A 12,833-nucleotide genomic window follows, 5' to 3' on the forward strand; every position below is an offset into this window, starting at 1 on the left:
GGTTAGTCGATGCGCGAAGCCTAGGTCAGAGCCGCCTTGGCGGTCAAGGCGAGGAAGTGGGCTGGTGCAAAAACGGCGGGTTTCTAGGGGTTTTATGCGCCTGCAGAAATTAGTCGCGAATGTCGTCTGCTGATATTTCCAGCCTGCCCCGATTTGCGGGCGACTACTGCAACGACCGCCCCGCGAACACCGACTCCGCGATCGCGGCTTGATCCTCTGCCGACTCCGCGACGACCACCATGTCGGCGAAGGCCACGCCGCTCGAGCAAGCGAGTCCTCAGGAGCGATCGAGGGCTGAGAAAACTCGTTCCGCGGGCACCAGTCCCCCGATCCAGCCAGCATCGGCAAAACTCGTGTAAGTCTCGGCGCCCACGACGATATGATCCAGCACCGGGATGCCCAGAAGGTCGCCCGCGCGCACCAGGCGATCCGTGAGTTGCCGGTCCTCCGGCGACGCCGTCGGGTCGCCACTCGGGTGATTATGCACAAGTATCATCGCGGCAGCGGTTTCGCGGATCGCACGGCGGAAAACCTCGCGAGGATGCACGAGGCTCGCGGTCAGTGTTCCCTCCGAGATGCGCACATCAGCCTGCAGGCGCCCTTGTCCATCGAGAAGAAGGACATAGAAACGCTCTTGCAGGACCCCGGCGAAGCGCGGCCGAACATAACGGTAGACTTCATCACTGCAGCCGATCGGCTCGCCGACGCGCAGGCCTGCGGCATCCGCACGACGCACCAGAGCAATTGCTGCCAGCAGTGTGGTTGCGCGAGTGAGACCCAGCCCATCGAGTTGAGCAAGCTCGCAAAGACTCGAGATCGACAGGCCGCGCAACCCGCCCTGCCTCGACATCCAGCAACGCAAACGTGCTTCGTCGAGCGGGCCCGATCCGGCCAGAACGAGACGGATCAATTCCAGATCACTCAGGGCCTCGGCCCCGCCACGAATAAACCGCTCGCGCGCCTCGCCTTCCCATCCGTTTGCTTGCCGCATGAATCGCTACCAAGCGATTCTCGTGCCGCGTTCAAATCCAGCAAGGAGTGTCGATCCGCAAGGCACCATAAGCAGAGTGCTTCACTCAAGCCCGGGAAAGCGAAACGAGTTGTTACAGGCGGTGGTCGGGGGTGCCGACGATTTTCCCCTCGATCAGGGCACGCACCTGGTCGGGACTCCGGCCACTCTCGCCGAGAATTTCCTCGCTATGCTCGCCGCGAAGCGCCGGGATCGAGGCTTGCGGCGCCGGCGTTGCCGAGAAATCCGTCGCCGGCAAGACTTCGCGGAAATCCCCATAGACTGGATGGCGGCGTTCCTGCACGCGTCCGTTGTGGACGATCTGGGGGTCCTGACATACCTCGTCAATCTCATTGACCGGCGCCACCGGTACTCCGTGCGCACGCAGCCTCTCGACGACCTCTGCGGTGGTGAGGTTCGCAAAGCCATCAAGCACACGCTGGCCGATCTCGGCACGACTTTCCTCCGTGCCCACCCGCCCCCGCGAGAACTGCTCCTCGTCCTGCCACTCGGGATGGCCTAGCGCGGTAAAGAGGTTGTAGACATCTTCGGTGGTGTTGGTGAAATAGACGATTTGTCCGTCCTGAGTCATCCACACGCGGTAAGTATCAGCAATCATCAAGGTACGGCGCACGCCTTCGCCCAGAAGGCTACGCGTCAGCATGCCGTCGGGCCAGAAGAACGACAGGGCCACGTCCAGCATCGAGATCTGCAGGTGCTGTCCGCGCGCACCGCGCTCGCGCGCGAGCAAGGCCGCCGTGATCGATTGCGCCGCCGTATAGGCCGTGGCCTTGTCCACCTCGACGTTGCGCACCAGATCGCGAATCGGAAACTCGGGGTTTTCTTGCAGGGCAACATAACCCGACAGTGCCTGCAGCACCGGATCGTAAACACGGTGGTCGCTGTAAGGTCCGGTGGGACCGAAGCCGGTGATCTGGCAATGAATCAAATCGGGACACTCCGAACGCAAATCCGCCTCACCCAAACCCAATCGCTCGGCCGCCCCCGGACGCCAATTCGAAATAAACACATCGGCACCTCGAATCAGATCGCGGGCGACCGCGATTCCCTCCGGTTGCTTCATGTCGAGGACAATCGAGCGCTTACCCCGATTGCAGTTCAGATAGAGCGCCGCCATGCCCTTGCGTTCGTTGATCGCTTGGCGGCTCAGGTCGCCAACCCCGGGCGGTTCGATCTTGATGACGTCCGCTCCCTGATCAGCAAGGGTCATCGCCGCGAGCGGCCCTGCCACGACACTTGAGACGTCGACTACTCGGTAGCCCGAAAGGGGCCCCTTGGAAAAATCCGGTTTCGCCATGCGCCTACGCTGCTTCCTTTTCCCCGTGCCTACTTCGCGGACTCGCCATCGCGCACCCAATCACCACTGCGCCCCCCGGATTTTCGCAACAGGCAGATATCCTCGATCACCATGCCCCGATCCACGGCCTTGCACATATCGTAGATCGTCAATGCCGCCGCACTCACCGCCGTGAGCGCTTCCATTTCAATTCCTGTTTTGGCCGTGATCCGCGCTTCGGCCTCAATCGCCACGCAACCGACGTCGGCATCCACTTCGAGACGAACGTCGACGTATTCCAGAGGCAGCGGATGACATAGGGGGATCCACTCGCCGGTGCGCTTGGCCGCCATCACCCCGGCAATCCGGGCTGTCGCAATCACATCGCCCTTGGCGATCGATCCCTCGGCAATCCGGGCCGCCGTCGCAGGCAGCATGCGAACACGGCCTCGCGCCGCGGCCACGCGGTGGGTTATCGCCTTGTCACCGACATCCACCATATGCGCCTTGCCGCTGGCATCGACGTGCGAGAGGTCGCTTCCTTCGGGATCACTCATAGAGGCAAGGTAGGCATCCAGCCGTTAATTCGCCAGCGGCACCCAGGTCCCGTGAAACCCATGCGGCACCCGTTGCGGCAAGCGGACCTCGGCAATCGGTCCGCGCGCGACATCCTGTGCGTCGAGCACGACAAAGTCGCTCGCGGCAGCCGCGCGGTCATAGACGATGGCCAGCAACCAACCCTCGCCCTCGCCTGATCCACCGGGAACAAAGATCGCTTCGCCGGACTGCCGTGCCATCCCGGGGTCCCAATGATTTACTCGTCCGGCAGGGCCGTCCAGATGGTAGATTCCGCCGGGATCGAGGGTCGCGCTATTTTCGCGCAATCCGACACACCACCCGTGCCGATTCTCGCGCCCCGTGAAACGACGGTCGATCTGCGGAAACTCCATCGAGCGGTCGTCCACAGCCCCTTCGTCTTCAAAACTCATGGTCGAACCAGTCCCAATGCGCCACCTATGCAATCGGGGCAGGCTTGAGAGCTGAATCTCGGCCCCCGGAAGGCTTTCATGGCGGGAAACATCCAGAACGATCTCTTCTCGGTCGCGATACGCGTTCAGCTCATGAAAGACATAGCAATTGGGCATCTCGACCCATCGGATCTCCGAGCCAACCCCACCCAGCGGCATCACGCCGACTCGAGAGCCGTAAGAGGGCTCCCAGGTATAGGGCAGTCCCCCTGTGACAGCCGGTGCGCCGAACACCGCCGGGCATTCCCAGAAAACGACATCGGTTTCAGTAATCGCAAACGAGTGGATCATCGTGTCACGCGCGACGGGAATTTCGGTGCGATGAATCACCCGACCAGCCGTATCGGCAACATAATATTGCAAAAACGGTGGCGCGAAAAAGTAACCGAAAAAGTGCAGGTAGCCCGTCTGCGGATCGATCTTGGAATGCGCGGTAAAGGAGTTCCCCAAGTCCCCCTCGAAATCCGTCCAACCCAACGTCTCAAGGTTCCGCGGATCGATACGATAGGGTGCTCCGACCTCACCGGACGCGAGTAGCTGCCCGCCATGCCAGGTCAGGCTGACGTTCGACTGGTGGTTGCCCTGCATCGGTGGACCAAAACCATTGCGATAGTCGACGCCCTCGCGGTAGTAGGGCGTGTCGATATAGCGATTTCGGTACCAGGACACCCGACCGCGATCGATCTCGATACCGTGGAGCATTCCGTCCCCGAGAAACCAATGCGTAGAATCGCCACTCTGTGGGTTGGAGCCATTGCGCACATAGAGGCCCGAGAGTTCGGACGGAATTGCGCCTCGGACCCGGAGATCTGTCGCCAGAATCTCGTCGGCAACTGGAGCAAAATTATTCTGCAACCACCAGGCACGCTCCGGGTCGACCTGCAGCGGGGGTACCGTCGAAGTCGAATCCCCGCAGGCCGAAGCCCACGGAAAGGAAAGTGCACCCGCTGCCGCAAGCGAACCGCGCAGGAAACGTCGGCGAGAGAACTGGTTGGTCGACATGCCGTGAGATTACTCGGAGGTTCTTTCGCCCGTCAAGCGGAAGGATATACCGAGCGACACTCGAACGAAATTCTCTCGTTATGTTATGCTCCGGAATGCAAATGTCCAAAACACACAAGATCGCCTGCGGCGTGGCGGGCCAAGGGCTGCAGGAGATCACCACGCTGGTCACGGACCTGGTGACGCAGGCCGCTCCCGAAGACGGGCTTTGCACGATTTATGTGCCCCATACCTCCGCGAGCCTCACGATTCAGGAGAATGCCGACCCGGCGGTTCTGCGCGATCTCGAGCGCTGGATGAACCGACTGGTGCCCGAGGAAGACGGACTCTATACGCATACCGCCGAGGGCCCCGATGATATGCCCGCCCATATCAAGGCCGCACTCACATCGACGTCGCTCTCGATCCCGATCATCGGAGGGCATCTCGCTCTGGGAACCTGGCAGGGAATCTTCCTTTGGGAGCATCGCCACGCCCGCAGCGACCGCCATATTCTTGTGCATCTGGCCTGAAACGCACTCCGACAGGGGGTGACCTCTCGCGGGAAGGAGGTTATCATTCGGGCATGGCTTCTTCTCCGACAGATTATTACGATATCGACGATCTCCTCTCCACAGAGGAGCGTCAGGTTCAGGCAACGATCCGCCGGTTTGTGGATGAGGAGTATCTCCCGGTCGTCCGCAAGCATTTCGACGCCGGCACCTTCCCGACCGAACTCACGCCGCGACTTGCCGAACTCGGCTGTTTTGGGCCGACGGTTCCGGTCGAATATGGCGGCGCCGGCCTGAACAGCGTCTGCTACGGCCTCATGGCGCAGGAACTCGAACGCGGCGACTCCGGACTCCGCTCCTATGCGAGTGTCCAGAGTTCCTTGTGCATGTATCCGATTCTGACTTTCGGCACCGAGGAACAGAAGCAGCGTTGGTTACCCGCCATGGCTCGCGGCGAGGCCATCGGATGCTTCGGCCTGACCGAACCCGACTACGGCTCCAATCCCGGGGGAATGATCACCCGGGCGACGCGACAGGACGGCGGCTTTGTCCTAAACGGGACCAAACGCTGGATCACCAATGGATCCATCGCTGATATCGCAATCGTCTGGGCAAAACTCGAGGAAGATGGCCGGGACACCATCCGCGGGTTCCTCGTCGAGAAAGAGCGCTCGGGATTCGAACGGCCGCTGATGCATGGCAAATGGAGCCTGCGGGCCTCGATCACATCCGAGTTGATCTTTGAAGATTGCTTTATCCCGGAAGAAAACCTCCTGCCGGCTTCCGGCGGGTTGAAATCCCCCCTGCTTTGCCTCACACAGGCTCGATACGGAATTTCCTGGGGAGCCATCGGTGCCGCTCTGGCCTGCTACGAATCGGCGCTCGACTATGCCAAAAGTCGCACCGTCTTTGCGAAGCCCATTGGCGGCTACCAGTTGGTGCAGGCCAAGCTGGTCGAGATGCTCGCCGAAATCACCAAGGCGCAACTTCTTTCCTGGCGACTCGGGCGCCTCAAGGATAGTGGCAAAATGCGGCACGAGCAGGTTTCGTTGGCCAAGATGAATAACGTATCGTGGGCACTCAAGATCGCCCGCAATGCCCGCGATATCCATGGAGCCAACGGCATCACGGATGACTATCCGATCATGCGCCATATGATGAATCTGGAGACCGTGAACACCTACGAAGGAACCGAAGACATCCACCGCCTGACTCTTGGACGTGACATCACCGGCTTGGGCGCTTTTGAATAGCGAACCGCAACCAAGGCGAACACGGGCCTCGCGAGAAGCCGAGCCCCCGGCCTTCGCGAAACGCTCCCGAACAGGCTTGCTGATCGTTATGGCCATCGCGGTCGGTTGCCTGTGGCCATGGCCGGCTTTCAGCCAAAGTTCAGCCAAGCAAGCCGAGACCTGGTCCTACCTGACCCGACAATTGATAAACGACGGCATCCCTGCGGCAAAGGTCCGCGCGGCCTATCAGGATCGACGGGTCGGCCGCTTCGACGGGGTCGAATACGCTTTGGTCGTGGGAGAGAGCAAGCGCAGCTACCGGGACTTTCTCGGCCGCAAAAGCCTCGCCGCGGCGCACCGGTGCCGCCAGCGCTACGCCCGCGACTTCGAAACCTTCGGTCGCGAGCATGGCGTCGACCCCGACGTCGTTGCCGCAATCCTTTATATCGAAACCCGCTGCGGCGCGTATACCGGAAACCGCGTTGCTCTGCGCCAATTGTCGCGGTTGGCCATGGTCAACGAACCCGGCAATCTGGCGGAGAACATCAAACGCCTGAAAATCAAGGAAGCAGCCGATTATTCGCCCGCAGAAATCGAGCGCATCGCGCGCGAGCGCGCCGCCTACCTGCAGGCAACTTTTTACCCCGAGGTGCTGGCCATCTTCCGCCTCGGAGCCAAGGTTGGCATCAACCCGGCAGGCATCCGCGGCTCGAGCGCAGGGGCATTTGGCCTGCCCCAATTCCTGCCCTCAAGCTATCTGCGCTTCGCTCAGGACGGGAACGAGAATGGTCGAGTCAGCCTCTATGAAGCTCCCGATGCAATCCACTCGACCATGCATTTTCTTCGTGAAAACGGCTGGAAACCGGGCATTTCCGTAAAGGAAAAACGCGCTGTCCTCTGGCAATATAATCGCTCCGATCCTTATATTGACACGATTTTGCTGGTCGCAGATAAATTGAGCAAGAACTGAATGGCCGACAAATCCGCGACTCGATTTCACGAGAGCCTCCGCAAGATCTATCAGCGTGCCCCGCTCCCCGAGGCATGGAAGTATCAGGGCAACCTGCCCTGGGCCGACCCGGCCTTCGGGGCTCGGATGCTGCAGGAACACCTCGATGATTCGCATGGGGCCGCCTCCCGGATCAGCGCAGAGCGAGCAAGACAGGTCGACTGGATCTGCGATCGCCTGGATCTCAAGGCCGGTGATCGCCTTTGCGACCTGACCTGCGGCCCGGGGCTCTATGCCGTCGAGTTCGCGCAGCGCGGCGTGCATGTCACTGGCGTTGATTTCGCGCCGACCTCGATTGCATACGCCCGCTCGCTCGCCGCCAGCGAGGGTGTGGAGACGCGTTGCAACTTCAAGCAACAGGATATCCGAAGTCTGGACCTTGCCGAGGCAAAATTCGATGCCGCGATTCTGCTCTACGGACAGCTGGGCGTATTTCCCCGGTCCGAAGCCGCGGCGATTCTGGGCGCGGTCCACAAACTTCTCGTGCCGGGCGGACAGTTGTTGCTCGAAATGCTCGACCCCGCGAAAGTCGACAAGACCGATACCAATTGGTGGTTTACCGACGACAGCGGGATCTGGGGCGAATCGGCGTTCCTGCACCTTGGCGAGCGTTTTTGGGATGACGCCCAGCAACTCTCCACCGAGCGCTTCCACACCATCGACCTCGCGACGGGCCAACTCAGTGAAATGCAGCTTAATGACCAAACCTACCAGCCAGCCGACCTCGCCGGGACTCTGCGTGAGAGCGGGTTTGACGAGCCCGCTCTGCTCCCCGCCTGGAACGGCCTCGAACTCTATGACGCCGCAGAATGGCTGGTCTACATCGCCCCGCGGACCTGATGCCGTCGCCTTGATCGCCGACAGCGAGCTTATCCGTAGAGGAGCGTCTCCCAGCCCGAGCGGCGAAAGGGTTCCCAGGTTCCCTCCGGCTGGGCCAATCGATCGGCAATTGCCAAAAAGACCAGCGCATTGAACCCGAGGCCGCAGTGACTACCGGGGACTTCGATATTCTCCGTATGATCGGTGTCCGGTTCGCAGCAAGCTCTCCAATGCGCGACGCCGTCGGTCCGGGAATAGATAGCGGTCGATGGACGCGGAGGCGGCTTGCGCAGGGCCGCCACCATGCCGGGGTCCCAATGCAAAGGGGCGTTCGGGCGCAGCCAATCCAGCATTCGGGTGACGTTGGTCCCCCGCGATATATCGCCGAAGGGGCTGCCCAGAGTCACGACCGATCGGATGGGATCGGGGATCCATTTGGCGATCTCCCGAGCGTAGACGCCGCCCAGCGACCACCCGATCAGAGAGACCCGTCGGCCGGATCCACGATGCAACTCGGAGATTCGGGCCTCGAGCCGCTCGGACAGTTGGTCGCGAGGACCGAGGTTTCGACCAAACCCCCATCCGTGGACATCGTAGCCGATGCGCGCGAGGAATTCGCGCAGGGCGATCGTCGATCCGTCGTCCGCCATGAAGCCCGGAAGAACCACGACGGGGTGTCCATCTCCGCGAGGCGCGCCAGCCAGCATGGGCAACGCGGGGACGAGTGAGAGCATTTCGCAAAAGGCACGTTGCGGCTCGAGTAGCAGCCATGGAAGCGCCGGGGCGCCGGAAAATCCTTCATTCTGCGACGTGAATTGCATGAGGAAGCCTCTTGGATCCAATAAAACCCTTGCCGATACGGGTTGTTCCCACCCTACTCTCTCTGACGAGCTCTCACCATCCAGTTTCCTGCGCGACCGTTGCGGAAAATGGGTTTTTTGACAGTCGGACACCTGATTACTAGGTTTTTCGCATGGCTAATGAACCCAAAGCTAAAAATATTGTATGGCATCCCGGCGACGTGTCCCGGGAAGCTCGTCAGAAAAAGCTCGGACACCGTGGCTGCACGATGTGGTTTACGGGTCTCTCCGGCTCCGGAAAGTCCACCGTCGCGGTCGCCCTCGAAAAGGCACTCTGGGATCGCGGGATCGTCTCCTACATCCTCGACGGAGATAACGTTCGTCATGGACTGAACAAGGATCTCGGCTTCTCCCCGGAAGATCGGACGGAGAATATTCGTCGCATCGGCGAAGTCGCCAACTTGTTCACGGACTCCGGCGTCGTCAATCTGACCGCTTTCATCTCCCCGTACCGGGCTGACCGCGACGTCGTTCGCGAGCTCATGGAAGACGGCGACTTCATCGAAGTCCACGTCGACTGCCCGCTCGAGGAGTGTGAGAAGCGTGACGTGAAGGGCCTTTACAAAAAGGCGCGTGCGGGAGAGATCCCCGAATTCACCGGAATCTCGGCTCCTTACGAAGCACCGGAGAACGCAGAGCTCACGTTGAAGACCGGCGAACTTGCTCTCGAAGAGAGCGTCGCAGCCTGCATCGCCTACCTCGAGGCCAAGGGGTACATCGCGAAGGCCTAGCTTTCGCGATGGCGATGACCGACCCGATCGACATCGCCCGGATTGGCGAAGAGGTCCCCCTTCTGGAGGGGATTCGAACCGCCTGCGCCATCCGACGTCTCCGAACAGAGCCCGTCCCCCACTCATTGATCCGCAAGGTTTGTGAGGCGGGGACGTTTGCTCCGTCCGGAGGAAACCGCCAGCCCTGGACATTTATCGCTGTCACCGAACCGGAACGTCGGGCCTGGGTGGCCGAGCGGTACCGGAAAACCTTCGACAACTATATCGCCCCCGGATTGGAAGCCGCGAAGAAGCCGGGCTACGCGGAGTCTCGCCGCAAAATTCTCGAAGGCGCTCTTTATCTGGCCGAGCACCTGCATGAGGCGCCGGTTCTTCTTTTCGTTGCCGGATGGACGCGACGCGGACAGGAGCAAAAAGAAGGTCTGTTCCCCGCGATCCAGAACATCCTTCTCGCCTGTCGAGCCGTCGGACTTGGAGCGTCGCTGACCACGCTCACCCAAGCTTTCCGGGACGACCTCGACCCCTTTCTGGGCCTTCCGCCCGAACAACCGAGTTGCGCCATGCTTCCTATCGGGTGGCCAAAGGTACAGTATCGAAAGCCCGTCCGTCGCAGTATCGACGATTGTCTTCATTTTGAGAAATTCCCTGCGGAACCCGCCGACAAAAAGCCGGCACCCGCGACCCCCTAGGAGAAGTAAAAGATGTCCGAATCACATAAGGTCGTCGTTCTGGGCTCCGGCCCGGCCGGTCTGACAGCAGCGCTCTACGCCGCTCGTGCCAATCTCGATCCGATTGTCGTCGACGGGTCTCAACCCGGCGGCCAGTTGACCATCACAACCGACGTCGAAAATTACCCCGGGTTCCCCGACGGAGTCATGGGACCGGAGATGGTGGATTTGTTTCGCAAGCAGGCCGAGCGCTTCGGCACCCGCTACGTCACGGCCAGCGTGGTCTCGGTGGACACAAGCGCACGCCCCTTCAAACTCGAAGTCGAAGGTGGCGATCCCATCCTGGCCGAGACATTGATCATCTCGACCGGCGCGAGCGCGAAATTGCTGGGTCTCCCGTCGGAAGAGGAGCTGATGGGCTTCGGCGTCTCGGCATGTGCGACCTGCGACGGGTTTTTCTTCAAGGACAAGGATGTCCTGATCGTCGGCGGCGGCGACACAGCGATGGAAGAAGCTCTTTTCCTGACACGCTTTGCCAGCAAGGTTCGCGTGGTCCATCGACGGGACGAATTGCGCGCCTCCAAAATCATGCAGGAGCGAGCGCAGGCGAATGAAAAGATCGAATTCGTCTGGAACTCGGCCATTACCGAAATCCTTGGCACCAAGGAAAGCGGCGTCACCGGAGTCATGCTGCAGGACACCAACACCGGCGAAACAAGCGAAACCGCAACCGATGGTGTTTTCATGGCGATCGGCCATCAGCCCAATACCGCCATTTTCGGAGGCAAGCTCGACATGGACGACGTCGGCTACCTGATCACCGAGGCCAAGAGTACCAAAACCAATATCCCCGGTATCTTCGCCGCCGGAGACGTGCAGGACTCCACCTACCGCCAGGCAGTCACCGCGGCAGGTACCGGCTGTATGGCGGCAATTGATGCGGAAAGATTCCTTGAATCCGAAGGCGAGAGCTGAGCCTCGGCTCAGCCGCGAAAGGCAAACCCATGGCAAACTCCCAGATTGGCAAAACTCTCACCCACAAGATTCAGCTCGAAGAACGCGAGCATAAGAAGCGGACGGGTGAGGAAACTACCGGTGATTTCTCCGAGTTGTTGAACCAACTGGCTGTCGCCGGAAAAATCATCTCGGCCGAAGTGAATATGGCCGGTCTTGCCGACATCCTCGGGGTCGCCGGGCGCACCAATATTCAAGGTGAGGAGGTCATGAAACTCGACCTCTTTTCCAATCGAACCATCATCGAAATCCTGCGCCGCTCGGGAAATGTCGCGATTATGGCATCCGAGGAAGACGACACCTCCGTAGGCGTCGAGGCCCCTCATGTGCCGGGAGAATATGCGGTCGCCTTCGATCCGCTCGACGGCTCCAGCAATATCGACGTCAACGTGAGCATCGGCACCATCTTTTCGATCCATCGCCGCCGCTCGGATGCCGGAAGCACTGGCAACGACAGTGATCTTTTGCGGCGCGGCTCGGAGCTCGCGGGAGCCGGATATATCATTTACGGCTCGTCCACGATGCTCGTCTATACCACAGGCCACGGGGTACATGGATTTACCCTCGATCCATCGATCGGCGAGTTCCTGCTCTCGCACGACAATATTCGCATCCCCGAGAAATGCGGGACCTATAGCGCGAACGAGGGAAACTCCGGCAGCTGGAGCGACGGGACGCGCGCGTTTGTCGACCAGGTCAAAGGAAAGGGCGGCGAGGAATTGTCCGGAATGAAGTCACGCTATATCGGCTCTCTGGTCGCAGATTTCCACCGCAACCTTCTCAAGGGAGGCGTTTTTCTCTACCCAGCCGATCGCGAGACCGGCAATGGCAAGCTGCGTCTCCTTTATGAAGCCGCTCCTCTTGCCTTCATCGCCAAAGCCGCAGGGGGATACGCATCGACCGGCAAAGAAGCCATCCTCGACATCGATCCCGATGACCTCCACCAGCGGGTTCCTCTGATCATCGGCAACACGGATGCGGTGAAAGCTTACGAAAAATCCGTCAGCGGAGAGTGAGCTGGTCCCTCGCCTCCAGGAGAAGAGCATGATCCAACCGAAAATTTTCTGGCTTGTTCTTCTCGGCCTATGGCTCGGCTTTTTCACCTGGTACACCTCCTTCGGCGGTCCGATGACTGCCACCGAAATCACGACAATTCTGGAAGCCTCGGAAAGACGTGGACGCAACCCGGAGCAACTCGCGCGCCTCCGCAACTTTCTGGAATCTGACACCGGCGACGATTTCGTGATGGTCAACGTGATCGAGTTCAATGATCCAGTACCCGATCTGCCCGGGATGCCCGCCGATGCGAGCGCTGATGACCTGCTGAACGAGTATATGGCCTATATGTTCCCGGCCCTTTTGAGTCGGGCCTCACACCCCATCATGATGGGCGAGGCCGCAGCACCTGCATTGGATATCTGGGGACTCGAGGGCGCTGACAACTGGACCCGAGCCGCGCTGATGCGCTACCGAAGCCGCCGCGACATGATCGAGATCGCCGGTAATCCGGAATTTCTCGGTCCGCATGAGTACAAGGTCGGCGCGATGCAAAAGACGCTGGCCTTCCCCGTCGACCCGTGGACTAACGCGGGCGACCCCAGATTCATCCTCGCCCTGATCTTGATCATTATCGGCCAGGCAAACAGCCTGCGCTGGACCAAACGGAGTTAAAA

14 protein-coding genes are annotated in these 12,833 nt (G+C 60.4%); 9 read left to right on the plus strand and 5 right to left on the minus strand.

The annotated features are described in order from the left end of the window. Nucleotides 1-277: 277 nt before the first annotated feature. The 4 genes from radC to P8K07_06505 form a co-directional block, all read right to left on the minus strand. Nucleotides 278-991 carry a DNA repair protein RadC gene (gene radC, locus P8K07_06490; protein MDG1958167.1) on the minus strand — a complete coding sequence of 238 codons (714 nt, stop codon included), beginning with the start codon at nucleotides 989-991 and terminating at the stop codon, nucleotides 278-280. Between the two features lie 112 nt (nucleotides 992-1,103). Beyond that, nucleotides 1,104-2,327: a CoA transferase gene (locus tag P8K07_06495; protein MDG1958168.1), complete on the minus strand. Its 1,224-nt coding sequence runs from the start codon at nucleotides 2,325-2,327 to the stop codon at nucleotides 1,104-1,106. Between the two features lie 29 nt (nucleotides 2,328-2,356). Next, nucleotides 2,357-2,863 (minus strand): cyclic pyranopterin monophosphate synthase MoaC, encoded by a 507-nt coding sequence (moaC, locus tag P8K07_06500; GenBank protein ID MDG1958169.1) that lies wholly within the window; start codon nucleotides 2,861-2,863, stop codon nucleotides 2,357-2,359. Between the two features lie 24 nt (nucleotides 2,864-2,887). Further along, on the minus strand, nucleotides 2,888-4,336 hold the full coding sequence (locus tag P8K07_06505) for a carotenoid oxygenase family protein (protein MDG1958170.1): 1,449 nt from the start codon (nucleotides 4,334-4,336) through the stop codon (nucleotides 2,888-2,890). 101 nt (nucleotides 4,337-4,437) lie between these two features. Here P8K07_06505 and P8K07_06510 point away from each other — a divergent pair, with 101 nt between their 5' ends. The 4 genes from P8K07_06510 (at nucleotide 4,438) to P8K07_06525 (ending at nucleotide 7,908) form a co-directional block, all read left to right on the plus strand. After that, nucleotides 4,438-4,848: a secondary thiamine-phosphate synthase enzyme YjbQ gene (locus P8K07_06510; protein MDG1958171.1), complete on the plus strand. Its 411-nt coding sequence runs from the start codon at nucleotides 4,438-4,440 to the stop codon at nucleotides 4,846-4,848. 53 nt (nucleotides 4,849-4,901) lie between these two features. Next, nucleotides 4,902-6,080, plus strand: a complete 1,179-nt coding sequence (locus tag P8K07_06515; GenBank protein MDG1958172.1) for an acyl-CoA dehydrogenase family protein — start codon at nucleotides 4,902-4,904, stop codon at nucleotides 6,078-6,080. An 88-nt stretch (nucleotides 6,081-6,168) separates the two neighbouring features. Then, nucleotides 6,169-7,029 (plus strand): lytic murein transglycosylase, encoded by an 861-nt coding sequence (locus tag P8K07_06520; protein ID MDG1958173.1) that lies wholly within the window; start codon nucleotides 6,169-6,171, stop codon nucleotides 7,027-7,029. Beyond that, nucleotides 7,030-7,908 (plus strand): class I SAM-dependent methyltransferase, encoded by an 879-nt coding sequence (locus P8K07_06525; GenBank protein ID MDG1958174.1) that lies wholly within the window; start codon nucleotides 7,030-7,032, stop codon nucleotides 7,906-7,908. Nucleotides 7,909-7,937: 29 nt separating this feature from the next. On the opposite strand, the gene P8K07_06530 is transcribed toward P8K07_06525, so the two are convergent. After that, nucleotides 7,938-8,708 (minus strand): alpha/beta hydrolase, encoded by a 771-nt coding sequence (locus P8K07_06530; GenBank protein ID MDG1958175.1) that lies wholly within the window; start codon nucleotides 8,706-8,708, stop codon nucleotides 7,938-7,940. Nucleotides 8,709-8,860: 152 nt separating this feature from the next. Between P8K07_06530 and cysC the strand changes: the two genes are divergently transcribed. From cysC to P8K07_06555, 5 genes are read left to right on the plus strand one after another with little or no spacing between them, the layout of a single operon-like run. Then, nucleotides 8,861-9,478: an adenylyl-sulfate kinase gene (gene cysC / locus P8K07_06535; protein ID MDG1958176.1), complete on the plus strand. Its 618-nt coding sequence runs from the start codon at nucleotides 8,861-8,863 to the stop codon at nucleotides 9,476-9,478. A gap of 8 nt (nucleotides 9,479-9,486) precedes the next feature. Further along, nucleotides 9,487-10,167 carry a nitroreductase family protein gene (locus tag P8K07_06540; protein ID MDG1958177.1) on the plus strand — a complete coding sequence of 227 codons (681 nt, stop codon included), beginning with the start codon at nucleotides 9,487-9,489 and terminating at the stop codon, nucleotides 10,165-10,167. 12 nt (nucleotides 10,168-10,179) lie between these two features. After that, complete coding sequence (gene trxB, locus P8K07_06545) at nucleotides 10,180-11,121, plus strand: thioredoxin-disulfide reductase (GenBank protein ID MDG1958178.1); 942 nt, start codon at nucleotides 10,180-10,182, stop codon at nucleotides 11,119-11,121. Nucleotides 11,122-11,150: 29 nt separating this feature from the next. After that, on the plus strand, nucleotides 11,151-12,176 hold the full coding sequence (fbp, locus tag P8K07_06550; protein ID MDG1958179.1) for a class 1 fructose-bisphosphatase: 1,026 nt from the start codon (nucleotides 11,151-11,153) through the stop codon (nucleotides 12,174-12,176). A 28-nt stretch (nucleotides 12,177-12,204) separates the two neighbouring features. After that, complete coding sequence (locus P8K07_06555; GenBank protein ID MDG1958180.1) at nucleotides 12,205-12,831, plus strand: hypothetical protein; 627 nt, start codon at nucleotides 12,205-12,207, stop codon at nucleotides 12,829-12,831. Nucleotides 12,832-12,833: the final 2 nt, after the last annotated feature.

This window comes from Candidatus Binatia bacterium (assembly GCA_029248525.1).
Lineage (GTDB): Bacteria > Desulfobacterota > Binatia > UBA12015 > UBA12015 > UBA12015.

Coding starts and splice junctions, on each gene's coding strand:
- P8K07_06495 (MDG1958168.1), bottom strand. CDS start 2,327: ATGGCGAAACCGGATTTTTCCAAGGGGCCCCTTTCGGGCTACCGAGTA.
- P8K07_06555 (MDG1958180.1), top strand. CDS start 12,205: ATGATCCAACCGAAAATTTTCTGGCTTGTTCTTCTCGGCCTATGGCTC.
- P8K07_06525 (MDG1958174.1), top strand. CDS start 7,030: ATGGCCGACAAATCCGCGACTCGATTTCACGAGAGCCTCCGCAAGATC.
- P8K07_06540 (MDG1958177.1), top strand. CDS start 9,487: ATGGCGATGACCGACCCGATCGACATCGCCCGGATTGGCGAAGAGGTC.
- radC (MDG1958167.1), bottom strand. CDS start 991: ATGCGGCAAGCAAACGGATGGGAAGGCGAGGCGCGCGAGCGGTTTATT.
- P8K07_06530 (MDG1958175.1), bottom strand. CDS start 8,708: ATGCAATTCACGTCGCAGAATGAAGGATTTTCCGGCGCCCCGGCGCTT.
- moaC (MDG1958169.1), bottom strand. CDS start 2,863: ATGAGTGATCCCGAAGGAAGCGACCTCTCGCACGTCGATGCCAGCGGC.
- P8K07_06515 (MDG1958172.1), top strand. CDS start 4,902: ATGGCTTCTTCTCCGACAGATTATTACGATATCGACGATCTCCTCTCC.
- cysC (MDG1958176.1), top strand. CDS start 8,861: ATGGCTAATGAACCCAAAGCTAAAAATATTGTATGGCATCCCGGCGAC.
- trxB (MDG1958178.1), top strand. CDS start 10,180: ATGTCCGAATCACATAAGGTCGTCGTTCTGGGCTCCGGCCCGGCCGGT.
- P8K07_06510 (MDG1958171.1), top strand. CDS start 4,438: ATGTCCAAAACACACAAGATCGCCTGCGGCGTGGCGGGCCAAGGGCTG.
- P8K07_06505 (MDG1958170.1), bottom strand. CDS start 4,336: ATGTCGACCAACCAGTTCTCTCGCCGACGTTTCCTGCGCGGTTCGCTT.
- P8K07_06520 (MDG1958173.1), top strand. CDS start 6,169: ATGGCCATCGCGGTCGGTTGCCTGTGGCCATGGCCGGCTTTCAGCCAA.
- fbp (MDG1958179.1), top strand. CDS start 11,151: ATGGCAAACTCCCAGATTGGCAAAACTCTCACCCACAAGATTCAGCTC.